The organism is Mesorhizobium temperatum (genome assembly GCF_002284575.1).
Lineage (GTDB): Bacteria > Pseudomonadota > Alphaproteobacteria > Rhizobiales > Rhizobiaceae > Mesorhizobium > Mesorhizobium temperatum.
The window spans coordinates 77,544-101,936 of sequence record NZ_NPKJ01000053.1 but is presented as its reverse complement, the minus strand read 5'-3'; the positions used below and the strand labels follow the sequence as shown (position 1 = coordinate 101,936).

Genomic DNA, 24,393 nt, shown 5'->3' with positions numbered 1-24,393 from the left:
GGGTTTTCAGCACACTAGCTGCTAATAATACCAATCCCAGACCCAAACACGCCTGCGACGGCACCGGACGCGCCGATAGCCATTTCGCCAGTAACGACGGCAGATCCTTCTCCAAGCGCGCCGCCTGCGCCGCCGCCTGCGGTGCCAGCGCCAATGGCGGACCGGCTCCGCTTGAGTATCTTCATCCTCGAAGGCTTCCGTATCCGGCGCGTCGAGTTCATCGAGAATGCCGCTTCTGGCGCCCGGTACGCCGGCGACCGCGTTGATTGGCCGAACTGCGCTCGCAAGGACTGCTGCCCCAGCAATGCCAAACATTCCTGTCAAAAATGATCGCCGATCCATGGAAACCTCCAATCTTCTAGCCAGCGAGACAAGGTTCGCAAACTGAAAAATAGCGCAGGCGATACAAAAGCAAAGTAGACCCTATAAATGGTATTTAAAGAAGCTTAGCGGGTCAGCTCTGCGAACATGTGGCAGTCCCCGAAGCGATAACTGCGTCAATTCTCACCATGCCGCATTGCACAATCGCGCGGCGTGCGCAAAATGCGGCATGATCCGGAAATCCCTCACCGTCCTGGTGATCGACGAAAACCACATCCGCGCCTCCATCATTGAGGCGGGATTGCGGGAGGCCGGGCATGAGCAGGTCACGGTCGTTCACGATGTCGCCGGAATAGCGCGGCGGATCGCCGAGATCGAACCGGACGTAATCGTCATCGACCTCGAAAACCCCAACCGCGACATGCTTGAAAATATGTTCCAGCTTTCGCGCGTCGTGAAGCGGCCGATCGCCATGTTCGTCGATCGGTCGGATCAGGCTTCGATCGAAGCTGCGGTGGAAGCAGGGGTCTCCGCCTATGTCGTCGACGGGCTGCGCCAGGAGCGCGTCAAGCCGATTCTCGACATGGCGATCAGCCGCTTCAACGCATTCTCGCGAATGGCGCGCGAACTGGAAGAAGCCCGCAGTGAATTGGAGGACCGCAAGGTCATCGACCGTGCCAAGGGCATCCTGATGAGGTCGCGCGGCCTGTCGGAGGACGCCGCCTATACGCTTTTGCGCAAGACCGCCATGAACCAGAACCGCAAGATCAGCGAGATCGCGCAGAGCCTGGTGACGGCGGCAGGCCTTCTGGATCCCGGAGAGAGTTGAGCATGGCGGCCGAACACCAGATCAATGCCGGTTTCATACCGCTCTTCGACAGTGCCGTTCTTGTCGCAGCGAGGGAGATCGGCTTTGCCGCGCGCGAAGGCGTCGACCTGACGCTCAGTCGCGAAACGTCCTGGGCCAACATACGCGATCGTATTGCGATCGGGCATTTCGACCTGGCGCATATGCTGGGACCGATGCCGATCGCCTGTAATCTGGGGCTCACCCCGCTCGCCTCCGACACGATCGTGCCGTTCTCGCTGGGACTGGGCGGCAACTGCGTAACGGTTTCGAACACGCTCTGGACGGGCATGGCCGCGCACGGCGCCTTGCCCGACCTCGATCCGGCGCGAGCCGGCAAGGCCCTGGGAGTGCTGATCCGTGAACGGGCAAATGCCGGTCGCGAGCCGATGCGCTTTGCGGTCGTGCATCCGCACTCGGGGCATAATTACGAACTGCGCTACTGGCTCGCGGCCTGCGGCATCGATCCGTCGCGCGAAATAGAAATCGTCATCGTGCCGCCGCCCTTCATGGCCGACGCACTCGCCGCCGGCAGGATCGACGGCTACTGCGTCGGCGAACCCTGGAACAGCGCCTCGGTCGTCGCCGGCACCGGCCATATCGCCACGGTGAAGGCCGCTATCTGGAAGACCAGCCCCGAGAAAGTCGTCGGCGTGCGCAAGGCCTGGGCCGAAAAACACCCGGAGGCCCTTTCGGCCCTGCTGCGTGCGCTGCATCATTCTGCGCGCTGGTGCCAGGATCCAGCAAACCGCGGTGAACTGGCCGCCCTGATGGCGCAGCCTTCCTTCCTCGGCGTTTCGCCGGCGCTGCTGATGCCGATCCTGACCGGACATCTTGCGCTGGGCGGGGTCGCGGAATTGAGCGTCGAGGACTTCTTTCTTCCTTTCGGCAAGGCGGCGAATTTTCCGTGGAAGAGCCATGCGCTGTGGTTCTACACGCAGATGGTCCGTTGGGGGCAGGTCAAGCACAGCGCTGCCCACATGGCGCTCGCGCGCGACACCTACCGACCCGACCTCTATCGCGCAGCGCTGAAGCCGCTCGGCGTCGCTCTGCCGGGAGCCAATGCCAAGGTCGAGGGGGCCCTGACCGCTGCCACGCCGGTCGGCTCGGCGGGCGCCAGCCTCGTCCTTGGTCCGGATGGTTTCTTCGACGGCCGCATCTTCGATCCGGACAGGATCGACGACTATCTCGCCATCCGCGACTGGGCGATGCCGACGGGTTGAGCATTCCTTGCGCACTATCGTGCACTGCACAATTTTTGTGCCGCTGCACAATGAACGTGACTGTCGCATGAGCATCGACAATCCGGCGCTCCAGCCGTTACGCCCGCTCTCTCGATTGTTTTCATTGCTGAATCTACCGTTTCTTCAAACTGGCACGGTTCCTGCATAGTAATCCATAGGCCTTTAGGGCCATTGAATACGGCGTCCAATGGCGGGCGCCACAGGCAAAGCTGCCGCTCAGGTCAACACGCGATCCGGATCAACGGATGCGGCGGCCTGGCCGGCGGCTTTTTTGTTTTGGTCGAACACGCAATCGACGGCGCAGATCCCAAGCCGCGCCCAACGGAGATGACGATGACGAAACGCATCAAAACCCAATCCGCCCTCACGGGCGTAACGCGCCGCGATTTCCTGATGATGAGCGCGGCCACCGCGGCAACGCTGGCGGCGGCACGCGCGCTGCTGCCGTCCGGTGCCTATGCGGCGCCGGCAGCGCCTGAAGTCACCGGCGCCAAGCTCGGCTTCATCGCGCTGACCGATGCAGCGCCGCTGATGATCGCCAAGGAGAAGGGCCTGTTCGAAAAATTCGGCATGCCCGATGTCGAGGTGCTCAAGCAGGCCTCCTGGGGCGCGACACGCGACAATCTGATGCTCGGCGGCGAAGCCAACGGCATCGACGGCGCCCATATTCTGACGCCGATGCCTTACCTGATGCACACCGGCAAGGTGACGCAGAACAACCAGCCGATGCCGATGGCGCTCGTGGCGCGCCTCAACTACGACTGCCAGGCAATTTCCGTCGCGCAGGAATATGCCGGTACCGGCGTCGGCCTCGATGCTTCCAAGCTGAAGGACGCCTTCGCGGCCAAGAAGGCCGAAGGCAAGGAGGTGAAGGCCGCCATGACCTTCCCGGGCGGCACCCATGATCTCTGGTTGCGCTACTGGCTGGCTGCCGGCGGCATCGATCCCGACAAGGATGTCTCGACCATCGTCGTGCCGCCGCCGCAGATGGTCGCCAACATGAAGGTCGGCAATATGGACGTGTTCTGCGTCGGCGAGCCGTGGAACGAGCAACTCGTCCGCCAGGGCGTCGGCTTCACCGCCGCCACCACAGGCGAACTCTGGAAAGGCCATCCGGAAAAGGCGCTCGGCCTGCGCGCCGCCTTCATCGACAAATACCCGAACGCCACCAAGGCGATCCTGATGGCCGTCATGGAAGCCCAGCAATGGTGCGAAGCCTTGGAAAACAAGGACGAGATGGCCGCCATCATTGGTAAGCGGCAATGGATGAACGTGCCGACCGCTGACATCATCGGCCGCCTCAAGGGCGACATCAACTACGGCAATGGCCGCGTTGCCACCGGTACCGATCTCTACATGAAGTTCTGGAAGGGCGGCGTGTCCTACCCTTTCAAGAGCCACGACAGCTGGTTCCTCGCCGAGAACATCCGCTGGGGCAAATTCGCACCGACCACCGAAATCAAGGCGCTGGTCGATCAGGTCAACCGCGAAGATCTGTGGCGCGAGGCGGCGAAGGATCTTGGCGTCGCTGCGGCCGATATCCCGGCGTCTTCATCGCGCGGCGTCGAGACCTTCTTCGACGGCAAGATTTTCGATCCGGCCAACCCGTCCGCCTATCTCGACAGCCTTGAGATCAAGGCGTCGGCCTGACGTCGACGACAAGCGCCGCCGCTTGTCACTGCAAGTACTACTCAAGGAGCTTTTTGCGAACATGTCTGTCCAAGCCATCGAGGACACCAAGGTGAAGGCGTTCCCCGTGCCCGCCAAGCCCGCAGAGGTCATAGCTTTCACCGCCAAGGTGAGGCGCCGCTTCGACCCCGCCGCGATCGCCGGCAAGCTGGCGAGCACGCTGGTGCCGCCCACCATCGTCATCGTCGTCATGCTCGTCGTCTGGCAGATCGCCTGCTCTTCGCCCAATGCCAGCTTGCCGCCACCTAGCCAGGTGTGGAACGAGGCCTACGATCTGATCGCGCATCCGTTCTTCGACTATGGTCCGCAGGATATTGGACTGGCCTGGCGGGTGCTGATCTCGCTGCAGCGCGTCGCCATCGGCTTTGGCCTGGCTGCAATCGTCGGCGTCGCGCTCGGCGCGCTGGTCGGCCAGTCGATCTGGGCGATGCGCGGGCTCGACCCTGTGTTCCAGATCCTGCGCACCGTGCCGCCGCTCGCCTGGCTGCCGCTGTCGCTGGCCGCTTTCCGCGATTCCAGCCCATCGGCGATCTTCGTCATCTTCATCACCTCGATCTGGCCGGTGATCATCAACACCGCTGTCGGCGTTCGCAACATTCCAGAGGACTACCGCAACGTCTCCCGCATCCTCAGGCTGAACCAGCTCGAGTTCTTCGTGAAGATCATGGTACCGGCCGCGGCACCTTACATCTTCACCGGCCTGCGTATCGGCATCGGCCTGTCCTGGCTTGCCATCGTCGCCGCCGAAATGCTGACCGGTGGCGTCGGAATCGGCTTCTTCATTTGGGATGCCTGGAACTCGTCGCGGCTGCCCGACATCATCGTTGCGCTCGCCTATATCGGCGTCACCGGCTTTTGCCTCGATCGCCTGGTCGCGGCGATCGGCGCCTTCGTCACCCGCGGCACAACGGCAAAGTGAGGAGGGGGCGATGACGGCCTATCTGAAACTCGATCATATCGACAAATCCTTCGCCCGCGGCGGCCAGGTCAGCGAGGTGCTGAAGGACATCCGGCTGACCATCGACAAGGGCGAGTTCGTCTCGATCATCGGCCATTCCGGCTGCGGCAAGTCAACCCTGCTCAACCTGATCGCCGGGCTGACGAGAGTGTCCGCCGGCGCCGTTTTGCTCGAAGACAAGGAGGTCGACAGCCCCGGTCCTGAACGCGCCGTGGTGTTCCAGAACCACAGCCTTTTGCCATGGCTCACCGTCTTCGAAAACATCAACCTGGCGGTGTCGAAAGTCTTCGGCCGTACCAGGAGCCGGGCCGAGCGGCATGACTGGATCATGCGCAATCTCGATCTTGTGCAGATGGCGCATGCCAGGGACAAGCGTCCGGCCGAGATTTCGGGCGGCATGAAGCAGCGCGTCGGCATCGCCCGGGCGTTGGCCATGGAGCCCAAGATCCTGCTGCTCGACGAGCCGTTCGGCGCGCTCGACGCGCTGACGCGCGCCCATCTGCAGGATGCGGTGATGGATATCCATTCGAGGCTTGGCTCGACGACGATCATGATCACCCACGACGTCGATGAGGCGGTGCTGTTGTCCGACCGCATTGTGATGATGACCAACGGCCCGGCGGCAACCATCGGCGAGGTGCTTCCCGTGCCGTTGGCCCGGCCGCGCCGGCGCATCGAGCTTTCCTCCGACCGGACCTTCCTGCGCTGCCGCGAGGCGGTGCTGAAGTTCCTCTACGAACGCCACCGCTTCGTCGAAGCCGCGGAGTAAGGCCATGACCGAAAAACGCGTCATCTTCGACAATTGGCAATCTGCATCGGCAATGGGCAATCTACCGCATTGCACAAATATTATGCTGCTGTGCAAGGCATTCTGACTAATCTTTGATCCGCTGCCGGGCTTGGTCAAAAATCGCGCGGCTGCGGTTCACATTGATTTCATTCGATAATCTAGAGCGCTGTCGAATTGGCACGCTTCCTGCTTTTCAGAATGTAGGTCCGCAAGGGCCAAGTGACACGGCGTCCAATGGCGGGCGCCACAGGCAAAGCTGCCGCTCAGGTCAATACGCGATCCCGGATGGACGGACGCGCGAAGACCTGGCCGGCGGCTTTTTTGTTTTTACGCGATCGACGGCGCTGGTCCCAAGCGGCGCCCAACCGGAGACGACGATGACGAAACGGATCGGAACTGGCGCGTCCCTCGCGGACTTCACGCGCCGCGATTTTCTGGCCAGCAAGGACCTGACCGTGGCGAGCCCGGTCTCGTTGCACGCACCGATGCCGCGCCGCTGATCATTCACCCCCAAACATCCGCGGTGCCTCCCACGCTGCAAACCGGAGCCAGACATTGACCGCAAATCTCCCAGCCGAGCCCAGCCAGGACAGTGCTCCCCGGCAGGCGCTTGTGATGTCCACCATCGCCTTCACCGTCTGCTTCGCGGTGTGGACGATCTTTTCAATCATCGGCGTGCGCATAAAGCAGGACCTTGGGCTGAACGAGACGGAGTTCGGCCTGCTGGTCGGCACGCCGATCCTCACCGGTTCGCTCGTGCGCATGGTGCTCGGTGTCTGGACCGACCGTTTTGGCGGACGGCTGGTATACACCGCGACCATGCTTGCGGCGGCGGTCGCGACCTTCCTGCTCGCTTTTGCGCACACCTACGGACAGATGCTGGTCGCCGCGCTAGGCGTTGGGTTCGCCGGCGGTTCCTTCGCCGTCGGTGTCGCCTATGTCTCGCGCTTCTTCCCGGCCGGCAAGCAGGGCACGGCGCTTGGCATTTTCGGTGTCGGCAATGTCGGCGCCGCGGTCACCAAGTTCCTGGCACCGTTCGTGCTTCTCTCCTGGGGCTGGCAGTCGGTCGCGCTGATCTGGGCGGCAGCACTCGTCGTCATGGCCGCCGTCTTCTGGTTCACGACCGGCGACGATCCGGTCATCCGCGAGCGCCGCGCCGGCAAGGCAGCGCCCGCGAGAAGCTTCTTGCAGGAATTCGCGCCGCTCAAGAACCTGCAGGTCTGGCGCTTCGCCTTCTATTATTTCTTCGCCTTCGGTGCATTCGTGGCGCTGTCGCTGTGGCTGCCCCGCTACCTGGTCGGCGTCTACGGCTTCGGGCTTGCGACCGCCGGCATGATCGGCGCGGCCTATTCAATTCCGGCAAGTATTTTCCGCGCCTATGGCGGCGTGCTTTCCGACCGGATCGGCGCCCGCACCGTGCTCTACTGGACCTTCGCTGTCAGTGCCGTCGCCACTCTCGTTCTGTCTCTCCCCTCGGCAGACTACATCGTGCGCGGCATCAGCGGGCCGATCGCCTTCCATTTCGAGATCGGCCCGCTCGCCTTCATAGCCGTTGCCTGCGTGCTCGGCTTCTTCATGAGCCTTGGCAAGGCCGCCGTCTACAAGCACATCCCGGCTTACTACCCGCAGAGTGTCGGCGCGGTCGGCGGCGTTGTCGGCATGATTGGCGGGCTCGGCGGCTTTATCCTGCCAATCGCCTTCGGCGCACTCAACGACCTCACCGGCGTCTGGTCGAGCTGCTTCATGCTGCTCTTCGGCATCGTCGCCACCTGCTTTGCCTGGATGCATTTTTCCATCCGGCGGATGGAGCGCACGGCGTCTGCCGAAGCTTCAGGCCTTTCCTACGCGGCTGAGTGAGACCGGAGTGGATCAGGACATGACCGAGAAACTCGTCATCATCGGCAACGGCATGGCCCCCGGGCGCATGCTGGAGCATCTCCTGGAAAAGGCGCCTGGGCGCTACCAGGTCACCATCTTCAACGCCGAGCCGCGCGTGAACTACGACCGCATCATGCTGTCGCCGGTTCTGTCGGGCGAAAAGGCCTATGAGGAGATCATCATCCATGGCGACGGCTGGTACATCAAGCACGGCATCACCCTCTACAAGGGCCACAAGATCGTCGCCATCGACCGGACGGCAAAGACCGTCACCTCTGATCATGGCGTAACCGAGCCCTACGACAAGCTGGTCATCGCCACCGGCTCGGTGCCGTTCATCATCCCGGTGCCCGGCCACAACCTGCCGGGCGTGCTCACCTATCGCGATCTGGACGACGTCCGGGCCATGATGCTTGCCGCCCAGTCGCGGGCCAAGGCTGTGGTCATTGGCGGCGGCCTGCTCGGGCTGGAGGCAGCGGCCGGCCTCAACGCGCAAGGCATGGACGTCACCGTGCTGCATGTCATGCCGACGTTGATGGAGCGCCAGCTCGATCCCGCCGCCGGCTATCTCCTGCAGCGCGCGGTTGAAGAACGCGGCATCAAGGTCATCACCAAGGCCAACACCCAGGCGATCACGGGCAACGGCAAGGTCGAGCAGGTGGAACTTGCCGACGGAACCATCATTCCGGCGACGCTGGTGGTCATGGCGGTGGGCATCCGGCCGAACGCCGCAATCGCCAAGGAGGCCGGCATTGCCGTCAATCGCGGCATCGTCGTCGATGCCGGCATGCGTAGCAACGATCCCGACATCTATGCGCTCGGTGAGTGCGCCGAGGTCAGTGGCCAGGTCTATGGCCTGGTCGCGCCGCTCTATGAGATGGCGCGCGTCACTGCCAGCCAACTGGCCGGCGACGAGGCTGCTGCCTTCGTCCATTCGGACACGCCGACCAAGCTCAAGGTCACCGGCATCGAGCTGTTCTCGCTCGGCGATTTCGCCGATGGCGACGACCGCCAGGAAATCGTGCTGCGCGATGCTTCGGCCGGTGTCTACAAGCGGCTTGTGCTGAAGGACGACCGCATCATTGGCACCGTACTCTATGGCGAGACGGCCGACGGCGCCTGGTTCAACGACCTTAAAAAGAAGCAGACCGACATATCGGAGATGCGCGACACGCTTATCTTCGGCCAGTCATACCAGGGGGGTGCCCCCCTGGACCCTATGGCGGCCGTTGCAGCCTTGCCGGATGATGCGGAAATCTGCGGCTGTAACGGCGTTTGCAAGGGAAAGATCACTGGCGCGATTACGGGGAAGGGCCTGACGTCGCTGGACGATGTGCGCGCCCACACCAAGGCGTCCGCCTCCTGTGGCTCCTGCACCGGGCTGGTCGAGAAGCTGATGGTGCTGACCCTCGGCGACACGTACAACCCCGCCGCCGTGCAGCCGATGTGCTCCTGCACCACCCTCGGCCATGACGAGGTGCGTCGGCTGATCAAGGCCAAGGGCCTGAAGACCATTCCCGCCGTCATGCAGGAGCTGGAATGGAAGACCTCCTGCGGCTGCGCCAAATGCCGGCCGGCGCTGAACTATTATCTCGTCTGCGACTGGCCGGACGAGTATGCCGACGACTACCAGTCGCGCTTCATCAACGAGCGCGTCCACGCCAACATCCAGAAGGACGGCACCTATTCGGTGGTGCCGCGCATGTGGGGTGGCGTCACCAATGCCGCCGAACTGCGCGCCATTGCCGACGTCGTCGACAAGTTCGAGATCCCGATGGTCAAGGTCACCGGCGGGCAGCGCATCGACATGCTGGGGATCCGCAAGGAAGACCTGCCGGCGGTGTGGGCCGATCTTGGTCAGGCCGGCTTCGTCTCCGGCCATGCCTATGCCAAGGGGCTGCGCACGGTGAAGACCTGCGTTGGGTCGGACTGGTGCCGCTTCGGTACACAGGATTCGACGGGATTCGGCGTCCGCATCGAGAAATTCATGTGGGGGTCGTGGACGCCCGCCAAGGTCAAGATGGCGGTATCGGGCTGCCCAAGAAACTGTGCGGAAGCAACCTGCAAGGATGTCGGCGTGATCTGCGTCGATTCTGGCTACGAGATCCATTTCGCCGGGGCCGCCGGCCTCGACATCAAGGGCACCGAGGTGCTCGGCTTGGTCAAGACAGAAGACGAGGCGCTGGAGCATATCGTGGCGCTGACGCAGATGTATCGCGAACAGGGCCGCTATCTCGAGCGCATCTATAAATGGGCCAAGCGCATCGGCATCGCCGAAATCAAGCGCCAGATCATGGACGATGGCGAGAAGCGCAAGGCCTATTTCGACCGCTTCGTCTTTTCGCAGAAATTCGCGCAGGTCGATCCGTGGTCGGAACGCGTTTCCGGCAAGGACAAGCACGAATTCCGGCCGATGGCTTCGGTCGGCTTCGCGCAGGCGGCGGAGTAATCATGATGAACTGGGTATCAATCGGCTCGATATCAGACATTCCGCGCCGCGGCGCGCGCTGCGTCGCCACGCCCCAAGGCAAGATCGCCGTCTTCCGCACGGCGGAGGACCAGGTTTTCGCCATCGAAGACCATTGCCCGCATAAGGGCGGACCGCTCAGCCAGGGGATCGTCCATGGCGCGGCCGTAACCTGTCCCCTGCACAACTGGGTGATCTCGCTGGAGACCGGCAAGGCGCTCGGCGCCGACGAAGGTTCGGTGCGCACCATTCCGGTGCGGATCGAGGGCGAGCGTCTGTTCATTGCGCTGGAAGCGCTGGCCAGTCGCGCGGCCTGAGCATGAAGATCGACGAAGCGCGCGAGGTGAGGACCACCTGCCCCTATTGCGGGGTGGGCTGCGGCGTGCTGGCGAAGGTCGCCGCGAACGGGGAGGTAACCGTTCGCGGCGACCCTGACCATCCGGCGAATTTCGGCCGGCTCTGTTCCAAGGGCTCGGCGCTGGCCGAGACGATCGACCTCGACGGCAGGTTGCTCTATCCGGAGATCCACGGTCACCGCACCGACTGGGACGAAGCGCTCGACCTCGTCGCCTCGACCTTCTCGAGAACCATCGCCGAGCACGGCCCCGACGCGGTGGCCTTCTACGTCTCCGGCCAGTTGCTGTCCGAGGACTATTACGTCGCCAACAAGTTGATGAAAGGCTTCATCGGCTCGGCCAACATCGACACCAATTCGCGCCTGTGCATGGCCTCATCGGTTGCCGGACACCGCCGTGCCTTCGGCTCCGACACGGTGCCGGGCGGCTACGAGGATCTGGAGCTTGCCGACCTGATCGTGCTGGTCGGCTCCAATCTCGCCTGGTGCCATCCGGTGCTTTACCAGCGCATTGCAGGTGCCCGGGAAAAGCGGCCGGAGATGAAGGTGGTGCTGATCGATCCGCGCCGCACCATGACTGCAGACATCGCCGACATGCATCTGGCGATCGCGCCGGATGGTGACGTTGCGCTGTTCACAGGGCTGCTCGCCTATCTCGGCCAGCACAACGCGCTAGACCGCACCTATGTCACGGCGCACACGACCGGCTTCGGGCAAGCTCTTTTTGCCGCCTCCGCGCTCGACCTTGCCGGCGTTGCCGCAGCCACGGGCCTCGGCGAGGACGAGCTTGTCAGCTTCTATAGCCTGTTCGCCGCGACGGCGAAGACGGTGACCGTCTACAGCCAGGGCGTGAACCAGTCGTCCTCGGGCACCGACAAGGTCAACGCCATCATTAACTGTCATCTCGCCACCGGCCGCATCGGCAAGCCCGGCGCCGGGCCGTTTTCGGTGACCGGCCAGCCCAACGCCATGGGCGGCCGTGAGGTCGGCGGCCTTGCCAACATGCTGGCCGCCCATATGGAAATCGAAAACCCCGAGCACCGCGACCGCGTGCAGCGTTTCTGGAGTGCGCCGACCGTCGCCGAAAAGCCCGGCCTGAAGGCGGTCGAGATGTTTCAGGCGGTAGCCGACGGGCGCATCAAGGCGCTGTGGATCATGGCGACCAACCCGGTCGATTCGATGCCGGATGCCGATGTCGTCGAGGCGGCGATCAAGGCCTGCCCGTTTGTCGTGGTGTCGGACGTGCTGGCCAAGACCGACACGATCCGCCACGCCCATGTCCGGTTGCCGGCTGCCGCATGGGGCGAGAAGGACGGCACCGTCACCAATTCGGAACGCCGCATCTCGCGCCAGCGCGCCTTTTTGCCGGTGCCCGGCGAGGCAAGAGCCGACTGGTGGATCATCGCCGAAGTGGCCAAGCGGATGGGTTTTGGCGAAGCGTTTTCGCATCCGTCGCCGTCGGAGATTTTTGCTGAACATGCCGCGCTGTCGGCATTCGAGAATGACGGCGCCCGCGACTTCGACATTGGCGCATATGGCGATATCGATGCAGAGACCTATGAGGAGTTGCCGCCATTCCAATGGCCGGCGCCGAGCCAAGGCACCCCCCTCTGGCCTGCCGGCCATCTCCCCCTCAGGGGGGGAGATCAGTCGTCATCGTGGCCTTCGCTAGTTGTCAAAGTCGCAGAAAGAGCGCCGTCGGTGGAACTGCCAATCTCCCCCCTTGAGGGGGAGATTGCCGGCAGGCCAGAGGGGGGCGGCACGATCGGACGCCAGCCCGTTCGCTTCTTCGCGAACGGCGGCTATTACACCCCCGACCGCAAGGCACGCTTCATCTCCGTCCGCCCAACGGCACAAACCCGCACCAGCCCGGACTATCCGCTGATCCTCAACACCGGGCGGGTTCGCGACCACTGGCACACCATGACGCGGACCGGCAAGAGCCCGCGGCTGTCGCAGCACCTGGCCGAGCCCTTCGCCGAAATCCACCCGTCGGATGCGCAGCACTTCGGCATCGGCGACGCCGACATCGCGCGCGTCTCGACCGCGCATGGTGAGGTGCTGGTTCGCGCGCTGGTGACAGCGCGGCAGCGCCCGGGATCGGTCTTCGTGCCGATGCACTGGACGGACCAGTTCTCCGCGCGCGCCCGCGTCGATGCGCTGGTGGCGCCCATAACCGATGCGATTTCAGGCCAGCCGGCCTCGAAGAACGTTGCCGCCCGCGTAGAGCGCTTCGCTGCTGTCGCCTTTGGCTTCGCGGTGCTTGCCGAACGGCCGGCCGCGATCGACGCCGACTATTGGAGTCTCGCCCGCTGCGCCGCTGGCTGGCGCCTCGAGTTTGCGTTGAAGGCAGACCGGGACTGGCCGGTTTTCGCGACTTCACTTCTCGGGGCGGACGTGCAAGGTGAGACGCTCGCCTATCATGATGTCGCCGGCGGGCACTATCGCTTCGCCCGCTTCGCCGGCAGCCGGCTGGCTGGCGCGCTCTATCTTGCGCCAAAGCCGGTCGCGGTGTCGCGCAGCTGGGCGGTGGAGCAGTTGCGTGCGGATCACGCCGATCGGCGCGGGCGGCTGGCGATCGTGGCTGGGCGGCCCGGCGGCAATCGCGTCGACCGTGGTGCCATCGTATGCTCCTGCTTCGGGGTTGGCGCCAATCAGATCGCGGAAGCGGTGCGCGGCGGCTGCACCAGCGTCGAAGCGATCGGCGCGGCTTTGCATGCCGGCACCAATTGCGGCTCCTGCCGCGCCGAGATCAGGACCATCATCGAGGCACGAAAACTTCAAGCGGCAGAGTGAATGGGTCGAGAAACTCTGTCACGCCGGGCCTCGACGCTTACCAGCAATTTACAAACCATGGGCTACCAACGTCCTCATTCGATTCGTTCCGAACAGGACCCTTATGAGCAAAGCCCTCACTTCATTCGCATTGGTCGCCATTTTGACGGCTCTGCTGATGGCTCTCAGCCTGGCGGTGGCCAGGCATGGCTATCCCTATGGTGCGATCGGCGCAAAACGCCTGGACGACGTCGCCGATGCCGGGACGTTCATCCCGCTTGCTTCAGTGTATTTCTTCAGCGCGCTGCTGATGATGATCCTGCCGATTCGGGCCGCCGGCGTCGTCCTGACGAACGCAGCGGATGCGATCTTCTGGACAGTCATCGTGTTGTTCGCGGCTATCATTGGCGGCCTCGCCGCCAGATGGGCTTTCGATCGAAGCAATATCTTGCCGGCACTGCTGAATTGGCGCTTCCTGTTTGTCGCCGCCGTCGTCGGATGCCATCTCTTCATGAATGAGCTGCGCCGCAATATCCTGCTGAGAAGCCTGTTCTTTGTCGTCTTCGCTGCTGCGACTCTGGCCTGCGTGTTGTGGTCGTTCACCATCTGAGAACCCGCGCAGGCGCTGGCTTTAACGGCTTAATTCTTGTGGACAGGCTTCGAACGCATGCGCGAAACGGTTTCGCGTTCGGCCCGCTTCGAACGCATCGGCGGCAGGCCGCGGTCGATCAGGTCCATGTCTTCCAGCACCATGTCGCCCATGCGCTTGAAGGCGACGTCGAGCGCGCCGGCCCGATGGGCGGAGCGCAGGAAGCCGGGCAAGGTGCGCACGGGATGGTCCTGCGCCAGCGGCTCTTCCGGAAACACGTCGCTGGCGGCGACGATGTGGCCGCTGCGAACGGCGTCCATCAGCGCCGGAAAATCGACCACGCCGGCGCGGCTGAGCAAGATGAACGCGGCTCCTTTGCGCATCCTGGCAAAGGTCTCAGCGCCGAGAAAACCCTGGTTTTCGCTCGTCACCGAAGCGACGACGAAGACGAAATCGCTGGTCGACAAAACCGTGTCGAGCGTAGCGGGCTCGACGCCGTTCTCGATAAGGATCGACGGCGGCAGCCACGGATCGAAGACCTTGGTCCGCGTGCGGAAGCCCGATAGCAGCCGGTTGAGCGCGCGGCCGAGATCGCCGAAGCCGATGATACCGACATCCGCGCCGGAGAGAAGTCGCGCCGTCCGGTTGCCGTCGCCGCCCCACAGCTCCTTGCCCTGCCGGAAGGCGAGATCGGCGTCGACGATGTCGCGGGCGAGGTTGAGCGCCATGGCAAGGCCGAGCTCAGCCACCGGCTCGGCGAAGACCAGGCCGGTGGTGACGACATGAATGCCGCGCGAAAACAGTGTCTCATACGGCATGTTGTTGATGAGGTTGCTCTCGACATTGAAGACGCAGCGCAGCGCCGTCATCCCTTCGAGCGTCTCCGGCGCGATCGGCGGCTGGCCGACAATGTAGCGCGCCTCGGCGAGCACGTCGGCCGGCAGAGCCGCGACGCCTTCGGGCGACGTTTCGACGATACGGTATTTGGCGCGGAATCTCGCCAGTGCCTCGGGCGTGAAAATCAGGTCGAGCGTGCGTGGCTCGGGCGCGCTGATCACCAGCGGCAACGCGCTGTCGGACATGGCAGTTTCCTCCTGGTGCGATCCGCGTCGCACCATACTAGAATCATGGTTTACCACATCGACACCTAAGCAGGCTTGCGGGGCTTCGCCTGCATAGGTTTGTCGCAGGTTTCTATCGGAAAACCGTGGGACACTTTTCCGAAACCTGCTTATCACATGCCTGTCGAAGAGGAGAACTTTGCCGCCCGCGGCCTTGCGGTGTGGCGGCCGGTGGTCCAGATAGACGGCAATCGAACGACGACAAGGAAGACAGCGATATGATCCCGTTTCGAAAGAATCTCATCGATGGCGAGTGGGTGGGCGATGCCGGCTCCCGCAACATCAACCCGTCCAATCTCGACGACGTGGTCGGCGAATATGCGTCGGGGCGCGCCGAGCAGGCCCGGCAAGCCATCGCGGCGGCGAAAGCGGCATTTCCGGCATGGTCCCGATCGGGCCTGCTGGCACGCCATGCGGTGTTGAGGAAGGCGTCGGACGAGATCACAGCGCGGAAAGATGAAATCGGCCGGGCGTTGGCGCGCGAGGAAGGCAAGACGCTGGTCGAGGGCATCGGCGAGACCGTGCGGGCCGCCCAGATCTTCGATTTCTTCGCTGGTGAGACGCTTCGCCTGTCTGGCGAGCTGGTTCCGAGTGTGCGGCCCGGCGTCGGTGTCGAGATCACGCGGGAGGCGGTCGGCGTCGTCGGCATCATAACGCCGTGGAATTTCCCGATCGCCATCCCGGCGTGGAAAATCGCTCCCGCCCTGGCCTATGGCAATACCATTGTCTTCAAACCGGCCGAGCTGGTTCCGGAGAGCGCCTGGACCATTGTCGATATATTGCACCGCGCCGGTCTGCCTAAGGGTGTGCTCAATCTCGTGATGGGCAAGGGTTCTGTGGTCGGCCAGGCCATGCTCGACAGCCCTGATCTCAACGCCATCACCTTCACAGGCTCGGTCGGCACTGGCAAGCGCGTCGCTGCTGCCAGCGTCGAGCACATGCGCAAGTTCCAGCTCGAAATGGGTGGCAAGAACCCGCTAGTCGTGCTCGACGATGCAGATCTTGGCGTCGCCGTCGACTGCGCGATCAATGGCGCATACTTCTCGACCGGCCAGCGCTGCACGGCATCGTCCCGCCTGGTGGTGACGGATGGCATCCATGATCGCTTCGTCGACGCGATGAAGGATCGCCTGGGCAAGCTGGTCGTCGGCGACGCTCTCGATGCCAAAACCCAGATCGGACCGGTGGTCGACCAGAGCCAGTTGAAGCAGGACGAGGACTATATCGCCATCGGTCGCCAGGAAGGCGCCGATCTCGCATTCGGTGGCGAGCGGCTCGATCGCGACACCCGCGGCTTTTACCTGCAGCCGGCGCTGTTTACGCAAGCCACCAACGCCATGCGCATTTCACGCGAGGAGATTTTCGGACCGGTCGCCAACGTCATCCGCGTCAAGGACTATGACGAGGCGTTGGCGGTGGCCAACGACACGCCGTTCGGGCTGACGTCGGGCATCTGCACAGCGAGCCTCAAGCACGCCACGCATTTCAAGCGCAACTCCGAGGCCGGCATGGTGATGGTCAATCTGCCGACGGCGGGCGTCGACTTCCATGTGCCTTTCGGCGGCCGCAAAGGATCGAGCTACGGCCCGCGCGAGCAGGGCCGCTACGCAGCGGAATTCTACACCACGGTGAAGACCGCCTACACGTTCGCCGGCTAAGTAAATCAAGGCAGACGAAAACGTCCCTCCCAGCAAGCGCGAGTTGCTGGGAAGGCGAACGTCTTCGTGCCCGGCACGACAGCAACAGCTGGGCGGTAGCCGTCATTCAGCAGGGGTCCTTGGGGGGAGGGCTCGTCGGCTGCGACAGCCAGCCGCCGCTGAACCCGGCCTTGCACAGGCCGCGACGGATATGCGGGCTCGACCGCATCAGGTCCCAGATCAGGCGCGAGCGGTGGTTTTCGATCATCAGCACGACGATGCCCTGATCCAATCCGTAATGCGCATCCGATATCCAGCCGCTCGGCCCGAACTTCCGCCGGTTCGCCAGCGTCGGGTTGAAGCCGCTCGGCATCCTGAAACCGTCGACCACCTCAGGGTGGCGTTCTCTGAGATGGCGCAGCGCCGGCAGGCAGATTTCCGGCGCGAAGGGCAGCGATGCGAGATACGACCACGGCGCTATCGTTCCATCGTCGGGGCCGAACGGTGCGCCGCGCGCCGCATAGCCGGAAAATTTGCGCGGCCGCCGCTCGATCCGCGCGCGGAAGTTGCCGGGTCCGTCACCCGCCGAAAGGCCCCAAAGTCCGTCGCCGTAGCCGCCGTAGCCAGAGGGGTTGTGCCGCGCATAGTCCCGGTGAAGGTAGGTCGCGCGGCGGCTGTTTTCGAAATAGTCCGAGTTCTTCTCCCGCATGAACGCATCCCGGATGCCGTCGAAGTCAATCCAGGCATGCGAGAACTGGTGCATGAACAGCGGGCCGCCGTAGAGCACGTCGTAGCCGTAGATGTTTTCCCACTGATATGTCGCCGTCCAGCCGGCATAGCTGTCGTTCGAGGCTGGCTTGTCGGGGGCGGCCATTGCCAGAACGTAGAGCATCGTCGCTTCGTTATAGCCTTCCCAGCCATAACGCAGAAAGCCACTCTTGGGCTTCCAGCCCTGCCGCAAGGTCGAATTGCTGCCTTGCGCCCATCGCCAGTCGACGCGCCGGTAGAGCACTTCCGCCAGGTCGCGGATTTCGGTTTCTTCGTCATTGTCGCCTGTGAAATAGGCGCCAGCCACGAGCACGCCGGCCATCAAAAGCGCAGTGTCCACCATCGACAATTCGCATCGCCAGGCGCGCAGGCCGGTCCGCATGTCGAGGAAATGGTAATAGAAACCCTTGTGGCCGCTGACGTCGTCGCCATTGCCTTGCCGGCTGTTCCAGAAGAAGCGCAGTGCGGCAAGCGTCAGCTTCACGGCCGCGTCTCGCGTCATCCAGCCGCGCTCGACCCCGACCGGATAGCAGGACAGGGCGAAGCCGACGACCGCGATGCTTGCCGGCCAATTTGGCCGCGAGGTGTCGGCGACCAGCCCGTTCTCCGGATTCACGCTTTCCAGAAAGTAGCCGAAGGCGGCGCGCTGGAAGCGGTCGAGCAGATCTTCGTCGGACAGTGGGGGTTCGACCCTAAGCAAGCGACGTTAACTCCAGTCTGGATCGCGCCCCAGTTGCTTCAATAGGTCGCCCGGCCGCCGGAAACGTCGAAAACGGCAGCCGTCGTGAAAGAGCATTCCTCGGAAGCGATCCACGAGATCAGCGCCGCCACCTCCTCGACCTCGCCAAACCGCGCCATCGGTATCTTCGACAGCATGAAATCGATGTGCTGCTGGCTCATCTGCTGGAAGATCGCGGTGCGCACGGCCGCCGGCGTGACGCAGTTCACCGTCACCTTGGTCTTGGCCAGTTCCTTGCCCAGCGACTTGGTCAGGCCGATCACCGCCGCCTTCGAGGTGCTGTAGGCAGAGGCATTCGGGTTTCCCTCCTTGCCGGCGATCGAAGCGATGTTGACGATCCTGCCGTAATTGCGTTCGAGCATGTGCGGAACCAGCGCCTTGTTGCAGTAGAAGACGCCGTTGATGTTGATGTCGATGACCCGGCGCCAATCCTCCACCGAATAGTCCCAGGTCGTCATGTTCGGTCCGGTGATGGCCGCACTGGTGACCAGGATATCGACCGCGCCAAGGGCATCGATCGTCTGCCGGGCGGCCTGTTCGACCGCCACGGGATCGGCGACGTCGACAGTCACGCCGTGCAGGTCGGCAATGACAGCCTTGGCCTGCTCGATCTGGGTGGAGTCGCGATCCCAGACGCAAACGCGTCCGCCCTCTTCAACGATTCTTTGCGCGACAGCCAGGCCGATGCCTGAGGCGCCACCGGTGATCACGGCCGAACGTCCGGCAAACCGTCCCGCAAAACTCATCGTCATGTGCTCGTCCTCCCAATCGGCGGCGAATGTGAAGTCAACGACAGAGAAGTTCAAGCCGGAGCCTGGGACGAACAGCTTCGTGGTGGGCCAGTAGCAGGCGGTTGAGAAGCCCTTCCTGGCTGCTAACCTCTCCATATGATACTGGGACCGCGGTCGCGGCGGCAGGGCCGTCCGAGCGACTCCCATGGGCGCAGTTCAGACGCTCTTGATCGACTTCCAATGGCTCAGCCGCTCCGCGATCAACTCCACGCGCCGCTGATTGTCGCGTCCGTCCAGGATGCTTAAGTCCTCCGGATCGGCGCGCAGGTAGACCCCGGACGTGCGCGCATTCACCTCGGGGTTCGTGTCCGCGCGCGTCGTGAAATACCCGGACGCGCGATCGGCGGACTCCAGCCGGATCTCTCCCGTCCCGTACAACTGCGACGCGTTCGCATCCAAGGGCCGTTCTCCATTCCAAAAATAGAAGATGCCGGCAGGCTCCTTTCTCTCCTTTACCGCCTCGCTCCAGTATCTGGCTGACAGACTGCCATTCTCTTGCCATGAGCGGCCGGCCAACTCCAGCGCACCATCGCGGCCTCGCGAGATACGCAAGAGGCTCACGGCGGACGGCTCCCTCGCGGAGCGCTCCGTCAGGGAAAACTGCCACCAGGAGCCCTCTATGCGGGCGACGCGACTTTCATTCTCGATCGCATTCCGAAGCTTTTGGTTGATCGCCCTCATCTCCGCGCCGGTCGTCGCCTCGCCATACCTTACGGAGGTGAGGCCGAGGAGATCGCTTGGAAGCTTGGAGCCATTGGCATGGAGGATGAACGTCCGGCGCATTCCAAGGACTCCGCCGAAAAGGCCGGCCTCGAAAACCACATTGTCTCGTGGAGAAGCTTGAGCGGATGCCGCCGCAGACGATGCCGGCTGGCTCACACTGGTCCAATCGTCCTGAGCGAACACGAAAGCGGCGAAGTCGACTTCACGCGTAAGTTCGAGCAGGCGCCCCAGGGTGGTTGTCCCCGGATTGAAGGACGTCGTCCAGGGTTCCACATGCGCGATGTCTTCAAGACCGCGTGTCAGCGCCTGCAGCAGTTTTTTCTGCTTCCCCGATGAGCCCAGGAAGATTCGAGGTTTGTCCATCCGTTTTGCTCCAACCCAGCAGATCGGGGGACCAGCGTCTGCCAATTGTTCGTGTGGCCATCGTCTGGTTGTCCCCGAGATAGCGTACGCGGAGGGCCTTATTCATTGCAACGGATGCAACGAAAGCCGGCTGCTATTTTTCGGTCCGGTGCTGAAAGAACTGCAAAAACAGTTCCGCGCGGTGGTGATGCCGAGTCTCTCATAAATGCGGCGGCGATGGTTTTTGACGGCGCCGACAGCGATCCCAGCCGTGCGCCGGGATGCTCGGGTTCTTGCCGCACGGCCTGTCGTGGTCTTTTACCGCCGTCCCGGGGGCGCCTTATGGCTGTTTTTGCCTCATTTGGGTGACAGGTTGCGGGGGATGGGTTATATTGCGCTGCACAATGAAAGCATTCGCGCATGGAGGCGCGGCGGCGAATCGGCATTGAACTGCATGGACGGGAATTCGCTACCGAGATGAAGATTCCAAAATCTCTGTTGGTCGACCCGGAGAAGAGCACGGTCTACGGCACATTTGCTGTTGCCATCTCCGTTTGGGCGTTCTCCTACTCCTCCGTTTTCGGCCAGATCCTGATCCTGGCCTACTATGCGGTCTGGCTTCCCCTGATCCTGGTAGACTACCGGCGGCTGTTGCGACATGCCTCCAGCGCGTGGCTCCCGCTGGCGTTTGCATTCTACGTCTGCCTCTCGGTGTTCTGGTCGGATGCCCCCGGCATCACGTTGAGGACGGCAATCCAGTATTGCTCCCATATCGCCTGCGCCTACATTGCAGCGCGCACCGTCAGCGTCCGAACGTTGACGATTGGCTCACTGATTGGGATTTTTGTCGTTCTACTTTATTCGCTCAAGGTCGGGAGTTATTCCTATGATATGCTCGACGGGACGTACAATTTCGTCGGCGCATTCAGCTCCAAAAACCAGATCGGCTTTGTCGCATCGCTCGGCATCTATTTTTGCATTGTCTTCCTGGTCTTCCTCAGACGCGGCCGGACAAGCCTCTTCCTGACGGCGCCGGTCCTCGTCCTGTCGGCCTATCTGCTGGTCATGGCGCATTCCGCCACCTCGACGGCTTCGATACCGGCAGCTCTCGCTCTGGTGGCTCTGCTTGCCATGGCCAAGAAGCTTTCGCTCCGCTACCGACGGGTGATTTTCCTGGTCGGTGCATTTGGGCTGGTCGCGGTCACCGTGGTTGCCTTTGCGGGACTTCTGGATTTCGTCCTTGGCACCTTCGGAAAGGATTCCACGCTCACCGGACGGACCTATCTCTGGGAGCAGGGCTGGGATGCGGCGCAGCAAGCGCCGATCCTCGGCGTCGGCTACGCGGCCTATTGGGTACAGGGTTTCGCCGAAGCTGAGCGGCTTTGGAACGAATTCTACATCACGACCCGAAGCGGCTTCCACTTCCACAACACCTATATCGAAGCGCTCGTCGAGCTTGGTTATGTCGGGGCAACGCTGATGTCGCTGATCATCGTGCGCCCACTGTGGGGCCATATATCGGCGTTGATATTCAGGACATGGCAAGCCGAGTCCGTGATTCTTGCCGGCGTGATGGTGCTTCTGTTCATCCGGTCCTTCGTCGAGATCGATACCTTCAACCCCTATATCATGGGCTCTTTCCTCCTATACTACAGCTACTTCAAGCTGGTGAGGGTGCCTGTCGCCCGTCCCCGGTGGGCCGCAGCCAACCTCGCGGAACCAGAAACCGCAAGGGGCTAAGCAAAGCGCCAAATATCGTCTTGATGTTCGTTTGCTAAGATTAGTATCAAAACGAATGTAACCCTGGGACGCCACAAATTCGCGGATTATTCGGGCAGGGATTTCCCGCAGCCACGCTTCGTGGGGCGCGACCACGGACCCAGATCCAATTACGCGATGATCCTCGATTTCGACCCTAGGCAGGATTATTGTATTGAATTGAATTTCGGACGAAGACGCCGCCTAACAGCGCTCAGGCCAAACAATCATCACCCAGGCAGCTTCTGAAGCGGTGGTGAGAGGCACTTGCTCCTTCCACTCTCGCCAGAGTTGGGTTTGCACCTATTGATCAGGCCCTAAGGGTTAGGAGCGCATACCATGCGAACCGCTTCACGAAGGGAAGCGTCAGAACTACCGAATCGACAGCTTTGCCAACTGTGTAGACAGTTTCCGAGATGCTTTGCGGCATCAGCGCGCTTCCTACGGAGCACAGGCCGAAATAGTCCACCTGGACATTGCTGAAATAGCGGCGGGCCAACGCGAAGTCCGAAATTAACAAGGGATGTTCATCAGCGGTGCGGATAAGGGGTGTCCGCCTTCTGAAGGCATTCAGGAGAGGATTGTGTCCCATCGGCTCGTAGAAGGACGCCACGCCGTTCGGCTTCAAGACACGGACCACATCGGAAAAGCACCGGTCCAGGTCCAGGTGATGGATGATCCCGCGTCCATACACCAGGTCGAACTTGTTGTCCTCGAAGGACATGGCTTCCGCATTCATCGCCAGGAATGTAGCGGTCGTGCTTCCAAGCGCGCTCGCCCGTTCGTTCGCCTTGTTTACTGCTACATCCGAAATATCGATCCCCGTCAGAGATCGGCAAAGGTCGGGCAGGTGCAGGGAATGCAGGGACCACCCCCCATCGGAGCAACCGTACTCGAGCACGTCTGCGTTTTTCGAAAGCCGTTTTATTTGCTCGTCTTGACGTTCAGCGCCGTGACGAATTGTCCGATACCACTTGTCCAGACTTCCTCTTGGATCCTCCTCCTGACTGAATCTGAGATTGTGAAATTCTCTTTCTCGACTGACGATTTCGTCCCTTTCACTGTGCACGACAAAGTCCTCCTCGGATTTAAGTTGCAACTAAAGCACAACATCTCCTTGCGCTGCAATTACTCACGTCCCGAGGTTGGCGGTAGGCCGGCTTGTCGGGGCGGCGAGCACAGTGTTGGCGAGTTCAAGGTCGAACTTGTCCGAGTCGAACTCTTCGCCGATCCAGTCGATCTGTTCGGCGTGATCGGATCGGCCGATCGCTCGAAGGCCTATTGGCTAGCCATCGGCACCAGCTTCACCTTGATTACGTCCCCGGGCAGTACGGGCGTGTCTTCGCTGGCGGTGATTTCGCTGGTCTTGCCGTCGACCATCCGAACCAAGCTAAACGTCATTGCTGGCTCTTCGCCGTCGCGATAGCGTTGCAGTGCCGGGTTCCCCGACATGGCTTCGGCCATCAGGCCTGTTTGCATGTTCATCTTGAGCATCGTTGCACTGAGGTCGGCTTCTACCTGTTGCCGGTCGGCGGCGAGGCCCGCATTCTGGGTGTTTTCCAGGTCGATGGCATCTTGGGTGGCTTTGCTGATCGCCTGCCTGGCGGTGAGGATGGCCGTGTCGTAATCCAGGATCTGGCCTTCCAGGTCGGCGATCGTCTGTTGCGAATTCAGAACGCGCGTGTTGACGACAAGGCCTTTCTGCGCCAGCGAACCGATGCCGCTGAGCTGTTCTTTTGCTAGGTCGACCTGCCGCTGCTGGTTGACGATCTTTTTCTGCAACGAGTCGATCTCGCTCTGCAGCAGCTTCTTCAAGTCGTCGAGCGCCTGAAGGCGCAGTTTGAGCTTCTTTTGGTCGGCTGTCAGGATCGCCATCTCGTCGGCAACGATGCTTGCCAGCTTCGGATCGTCGGCCAACTCCTTCGGCACGTCGAATGTCGGCTTGTCCGCGATCTCCGCTTCGATGCGGGCGCGCCTGACGATCAGTCGGACCCGTTGGTCTTGGAGAACGTCAAAATCGCCCTTGGCGTTGATCATGTCGCGGTCGTACCGCTGTCCTTCTGGGCTCCGCCGGACACCGCCGGCGATGCTCATCGCCCTCAGGACGGTCAGGTCCGGCACGTAAGGATACTGGCCCGGCGTCTGGACCTCCCCGGAAATGTAGAACGGCCTGTACTGCGCCATTTCGACGGAGGCTTCCGGCCGGTCCGCCAGAGCGAGCTTGCGCTGGAGCGCCTGGCCGATCGCTGCCGCGATCTCCGATGTCGTCTTGCCGGATGCCGGCATTTCGCCGACGAACGGCACTGACAATGTTCCGGAAGGCCCAATTGTGTACTCTCCGTTGACGGCCGTCCAGTCGCGGAACGTGCCTTCAACAGTTTGCCATTCGGCCACACGGATGGTCAGCTTGTCTTGTGATCCAAGGCGGTACTCGTCGGCGGCGGCGAGTTGGGGAACGGCGAGCGCCAGCGCGAGGCAAGTGGTCATAAGCCGCATCCGTCGCATGCGATTGCTGACGGTGCCGGCGCAGGAGATTTCGAAGATGTCTGTTTTCAACTGAACGTTTTCCGATCCGCTTTTGCCCCGCCCGATGAAGCTTGC

At 62.4% G+C, this 24,393-nt stretch carries 19 protein-coding genes; 13 read left to right on the top strand and 6 right to left on the bottom strand.

Annotation, left to right across the window (positions count from 1 at the left end; genetic code table 11):
* Positions 1–550 precede the first annotated feature (550 nt).
* The 11 genes from CIT26_RS18340 (at position 551) to CIT26_RS18295 (ending at position 13,934) form a co-directional block, all read left to right on the top strand.
* The gene (locus CIT26_RS18340) at positions 551–1,150 is read left to right on the top strand and encodes an ANTAR domain-containing response regulator (RefSeq protein WP_023796771.1); all 600 of its coding nucleotides are present in this window, start codon (positions 551–553) and stop codon (positions 1,148–1,150) included.
* A 2-nt stretch (positions 1,151–1,152) separates the two neighbouring features.
* The gene (locus CIT26_RS18335) at positions 1,153–2,391 is read left to right on the top strand and encodes a CmpA/NrtA family ABC transporter substrate-binding protein (RefSeq protein WP_167391445.1); all 1,239 of its coding nucleotides are present in this window, start codon (positions 1,153–1,155) and stop codon (positions 2,389–2,391) included.
* A gap of 354 nt (positions 2,392–2,745) precedes the next feature.
* Complete coding sequence (locus CIT26_RS18330) at positions 2,746–4,062, top strand: CmpA/NrtA family ABC transporter substrate-binding protein (protein ID WP_095494133.1); 1,317 nt, start codon at positions 2,746–2,748, stop codon at positions 4,060–4,062.
* 61 nt (positions 4,063–4,123) lie between these two features.
* On the top strand, positions 4,124–5,020 hold the full coding sequence (ntrB, locus tag CIT26_RS18325) for a nitrate ABC transporter permease (RefSeq protein ID WP_095493876.1): 897 nt from the start codon (positions 4,124–4,126) through the stop codon (positions 5,018–5,020).
* 10 nt (positions 5,021–5,030) lie between these two features.
* The gene (locus tag CIT26_RS18320) at positions 5,031–5,828 is read left to right on the top strand and encodes an ABC transporter ATP-binding protein (RefSeq protein WP_095493875.1); all 798 of its coding nucleotides are present in this window, start codon (positions 5,031–5,033) and stop codon (positions 5,826–5,828) included.
* Positions 5,829–6,226: 398 nt separating this feature from the next.
* A complete protein-coding gene (locus CIT26_RS38300) occupies positions 6,227–6,349 on the top strand; it encodes a hypothetical protein (RefSeq protein ID WP_280951116.1) in 123 nt (40 codons plus the stop codon).
* Positions 6,350–6,404: 55 nt separating this feature from the next.
* A complete protein-coding gene (locus tag CIT26_RS18315; protein WP_095493874.1) occupies positions 6,405–7,706 on the top strand; it encodes an MFS transporter in 1,302 nt (433 codons plus the stop codon).
* Positions 7,707–7,725: 19 nt separating this feature from the next.
* Positions 7,726–10,176 carry a nitrite reductase large subunit NirB gene (nirB, locus tag CIT26_RS18310; protein ID WP_095494132.1) on the top strand — a complete coding sequence of 817 codons (2,451 nt, stop codon included), beginning with the start codon at positions 7,726–7,728 and terminating at the stop codon, positions 10,174–10,176.
* Complete coding sequence (gene nirD / locus CIT26_RS18305) at positions 10,176–10,511, top strand: nitrite reductase small subunit NirD (protein ID WP_206072784.1); 336 nt, start codon at positions 10,176–10,178, stop codon at positions 10,509–10,511. The genes nirB and nirD overlap by 1 nt, the downstream gene beginning before the upstream one ends.
* A gap of 2 nt (positions 10,512–10,513) precedes the next feature.
* Complete coding sequence (locus tag CIT26_RS18300) at positions 10,514–13,345, top strand: nitrate reductase (protein ID WP_095493873.1); 2,832 nt, start codon at positions 10,514–10,516, stop codon at positions 13,343–13,345.
* A 103-nt stretch (positions 13,346–13,448) separates the two neighbouring features.
* Positions 13,449–13,934: a hypothetical protein gene (locus CIT26_RS18295; RefSeq protein ID WP_095493872.1), complete on the top strand. Its 486-nt coding sequence runs from the start codon at positions 13,449–13,451 to the stop codon at positions 13,932–13,934.
* Between the two features lie 29 nt (positions 13,935–13,963).
* Here the strand turns inward: CIT26_RS18295 and CIT26_RS18290 are convergent, their stop codons facing one another.
* Positions 13,964–14,995, bottom strand: coding sequence for a hydroxyacid dehydrogenase (locus CIT26_RS18290; protein ID WP_095493871.1), 1,032 nt, complete (start codon positions 14,993–14,995; stop codon positions 13,964–13,966).
* A gap of 260 nt (positions 14,996–15,255) precedes the next feature.
* Here CIT26_RS18290 and CIT26_RS18285 point away from each other — a divergent pair, with 260 nt between their 5' ends.
* Entirely contained in the window at positions 15,256–16,692 is a 1,437-nt protein-coding gene (locus CIT26_RS18285) for an aldehyde dehydrogenase family protein (RefSeq protein ID WP_206072783.1), read from the top strand.
* A gap of 106 nt (positions 16,693–16,798) precedes the next feature.
* On the opposite strand, the gene CIT26_RS18280 is transcribed toward CIT26_RS18285, so the two are convergent.
* The 3 genes from CIT26_RS18280 to CIT26_RS18270 form a co-directional block, all read right to left on the bottom strand.
* Complete coding sequence (locus tag CIT26_RS18280; RefSeq protein WP_095493869.1) at positions 16,799–18,139, bottom strand: glucoamylase family protein; 1,341 nt, start codon at positions 18,137–18,139, stop codon at positions 16,799–16,801.
* Between the two features lie 38 nt (positions 18,140–18,177).
* Positions 18,178–18,930: an SDR family NAD(P)-dependent oxidoreductase gene (locus CIT26_RS18275; protein WP_095493868.1), complete on the bottom strand. Its 753-nt coding sequence runs from the start codon at positions 18,928–18,930 to the stop codon at positions 18,178–18,180.
* A 195-nt stretch (positions 18,931–19,125) separates the two neighbouring features.
* Entirely contained in the window at positions 19,126–20,055 is a 930-nt protein-coding gene (locus CIT26_RS18270; RefSeq protein WP_095493867.1) for a TIR domain-containing protein, read from the bottom strand.
* Positions 20,056–20,511: 456 nt separating this feature from the next.
* On the opposite strand from CIT26_RS18270, the gene CIT26_RS18260 reads away from it, so the two are divergent.
* Positions 20,512–21,774 carry an O-antigen ligase family protein gene (locus tag CIT26_RS18260; protein WP_095494130.1) on the top strand — a complete coding sequence of 421 codons (1,263 nt, stop codon included), beginning with the start codon at positions 20,512–20,514 and terminating at the stop codon, positions 21,772–21,774.
* A gap of 328 nt (positions 21,775–22,102) precedes the next feature.
* Here CIT26_RS18260 and CIT26_RS18255 read toward each other — a convergent pair whose 3' ends face one another.
* Positions 22,103–22,891, bottom strand: coding sequence for a class I SAM-dependent methyltransferase (locus CIT26_RS18255; protein ID WP_245319472.1), 789 nt, complete (start codon positions 22,889–22,891; stop codon positions 22,103–22,105).
* A 179-nt stretch (positions 22,892–23,070) separates the two neighbouring features.
* Positions 23,071–24,279, bottom strand: coding sequence for a polysaccharide biosynthesis/export family protein (locus CIT26_RS18250; RefSeq protein WP_095494128.1), 1,209 nt, complete (start codon positions 24,277–24,279; stop codon positions 23,071–23,073).
* Between the last annotated feature and the right edge of the window lie 114 nt (positions 24,280–24,393).

Bases quoted from the DNA above. Each gene is read 5' to 3' on its own strand.
- CIT26_RS18340 (WP_023796771.1), top strand. From the start codon at position 551: ATGATCCGGAAATCCCTCACCGTCCTGGTGATCGACGAAAACCACATC.
- CIT26_RS18335 (WP_167391445.1), top strand. From the start codon at position 1,153: ATGGCGGCCGAACACCAGATCAATGCCGGTTTCATACCGCTCTTCGAC.
- CIT26_RS18320 (WP_095493875.1), top strand. From the start codon at position 5,031: ATGACGGCCTATCTGAAACTCGATCATATCGACAAATCCTTCGCCCGC.
- CIT26_RS38300 (WP_280951116.1), top strand. From the start codon at position 6,227: ATGACGAAACGGATCGGAACTGGCGCGTCCCTCGCGGACTTCACGCGC.
- CIT26_RS18270 (WP_095493867.1), bottom strand. From the start codon at position 20,055: ATGGACAAACCTCGAATCTTCCTGGGCTCATCGGGGAAGCAGAAAAAA.
- CIT26_RS18330 (WP_095494133.1), top strand. From the start codon at position 2,746: ATGACGAAACGCATCAAAACCCAATCCGCCCTCACGGGCGTAACGCGC.
- ntrB (WP_095493876.1), top strand. From the start codon at position 4,124: ATGTCTGTCCAAGCCATCGAGGACACCAAGGTGAAGGCGTTCCCCGTG.
- CIT26_RS18290 (WP_095493871.1), bottom strand. From the start codon at position 14,995: ATGTCCGACAGCGCGTTGCCGCTGGTGATCAGCGCGCCCGAGCCACGC.
- CIT26_RS18250 (WP_095494128.1), bottom strand. From the start codon at position 24,279: ATGACCACTTGCCTCGCGCTGGCGCTCGCCGTTCCCCAACTCGCCGCC.
- CIT26_RS18260 (WP_095494130.1), top strand. From the start codon at position 20,512: ATGAAGATTCCAAAATCTCTGTTGGTCGACCCGGAGAAGAGCACGGTC.
- CIT26_RS18295 (WP_095493872.1), top strand. From the start codon at position 13,449: ATGAGCAAAGCCCTCACTTCATTCGCATTGGTCGCCATTTTGACGGCT.
- CIT26_RS18300 (WP_095493873.1), top strand. From the start codon at position 10,514: ATGAAGATCGACGAAGCGCGCGAGGTGAGGACCACCTGCCCCTATTGC.
- nirB (WP_095494132.1), top strand. From the start codon at position 7,726: ATGACCGAGAAACTCGTCATCATCGGCAACGGCATGGCCCCCGGGCGC.
- CIT26_RS18275 (WP_095493868.1), bottom strand. From the start codon at position 18,930: ATGACGATGAGTTTTGCGGGACGGTTTGCCGGACGTTCGGCCGTGATC.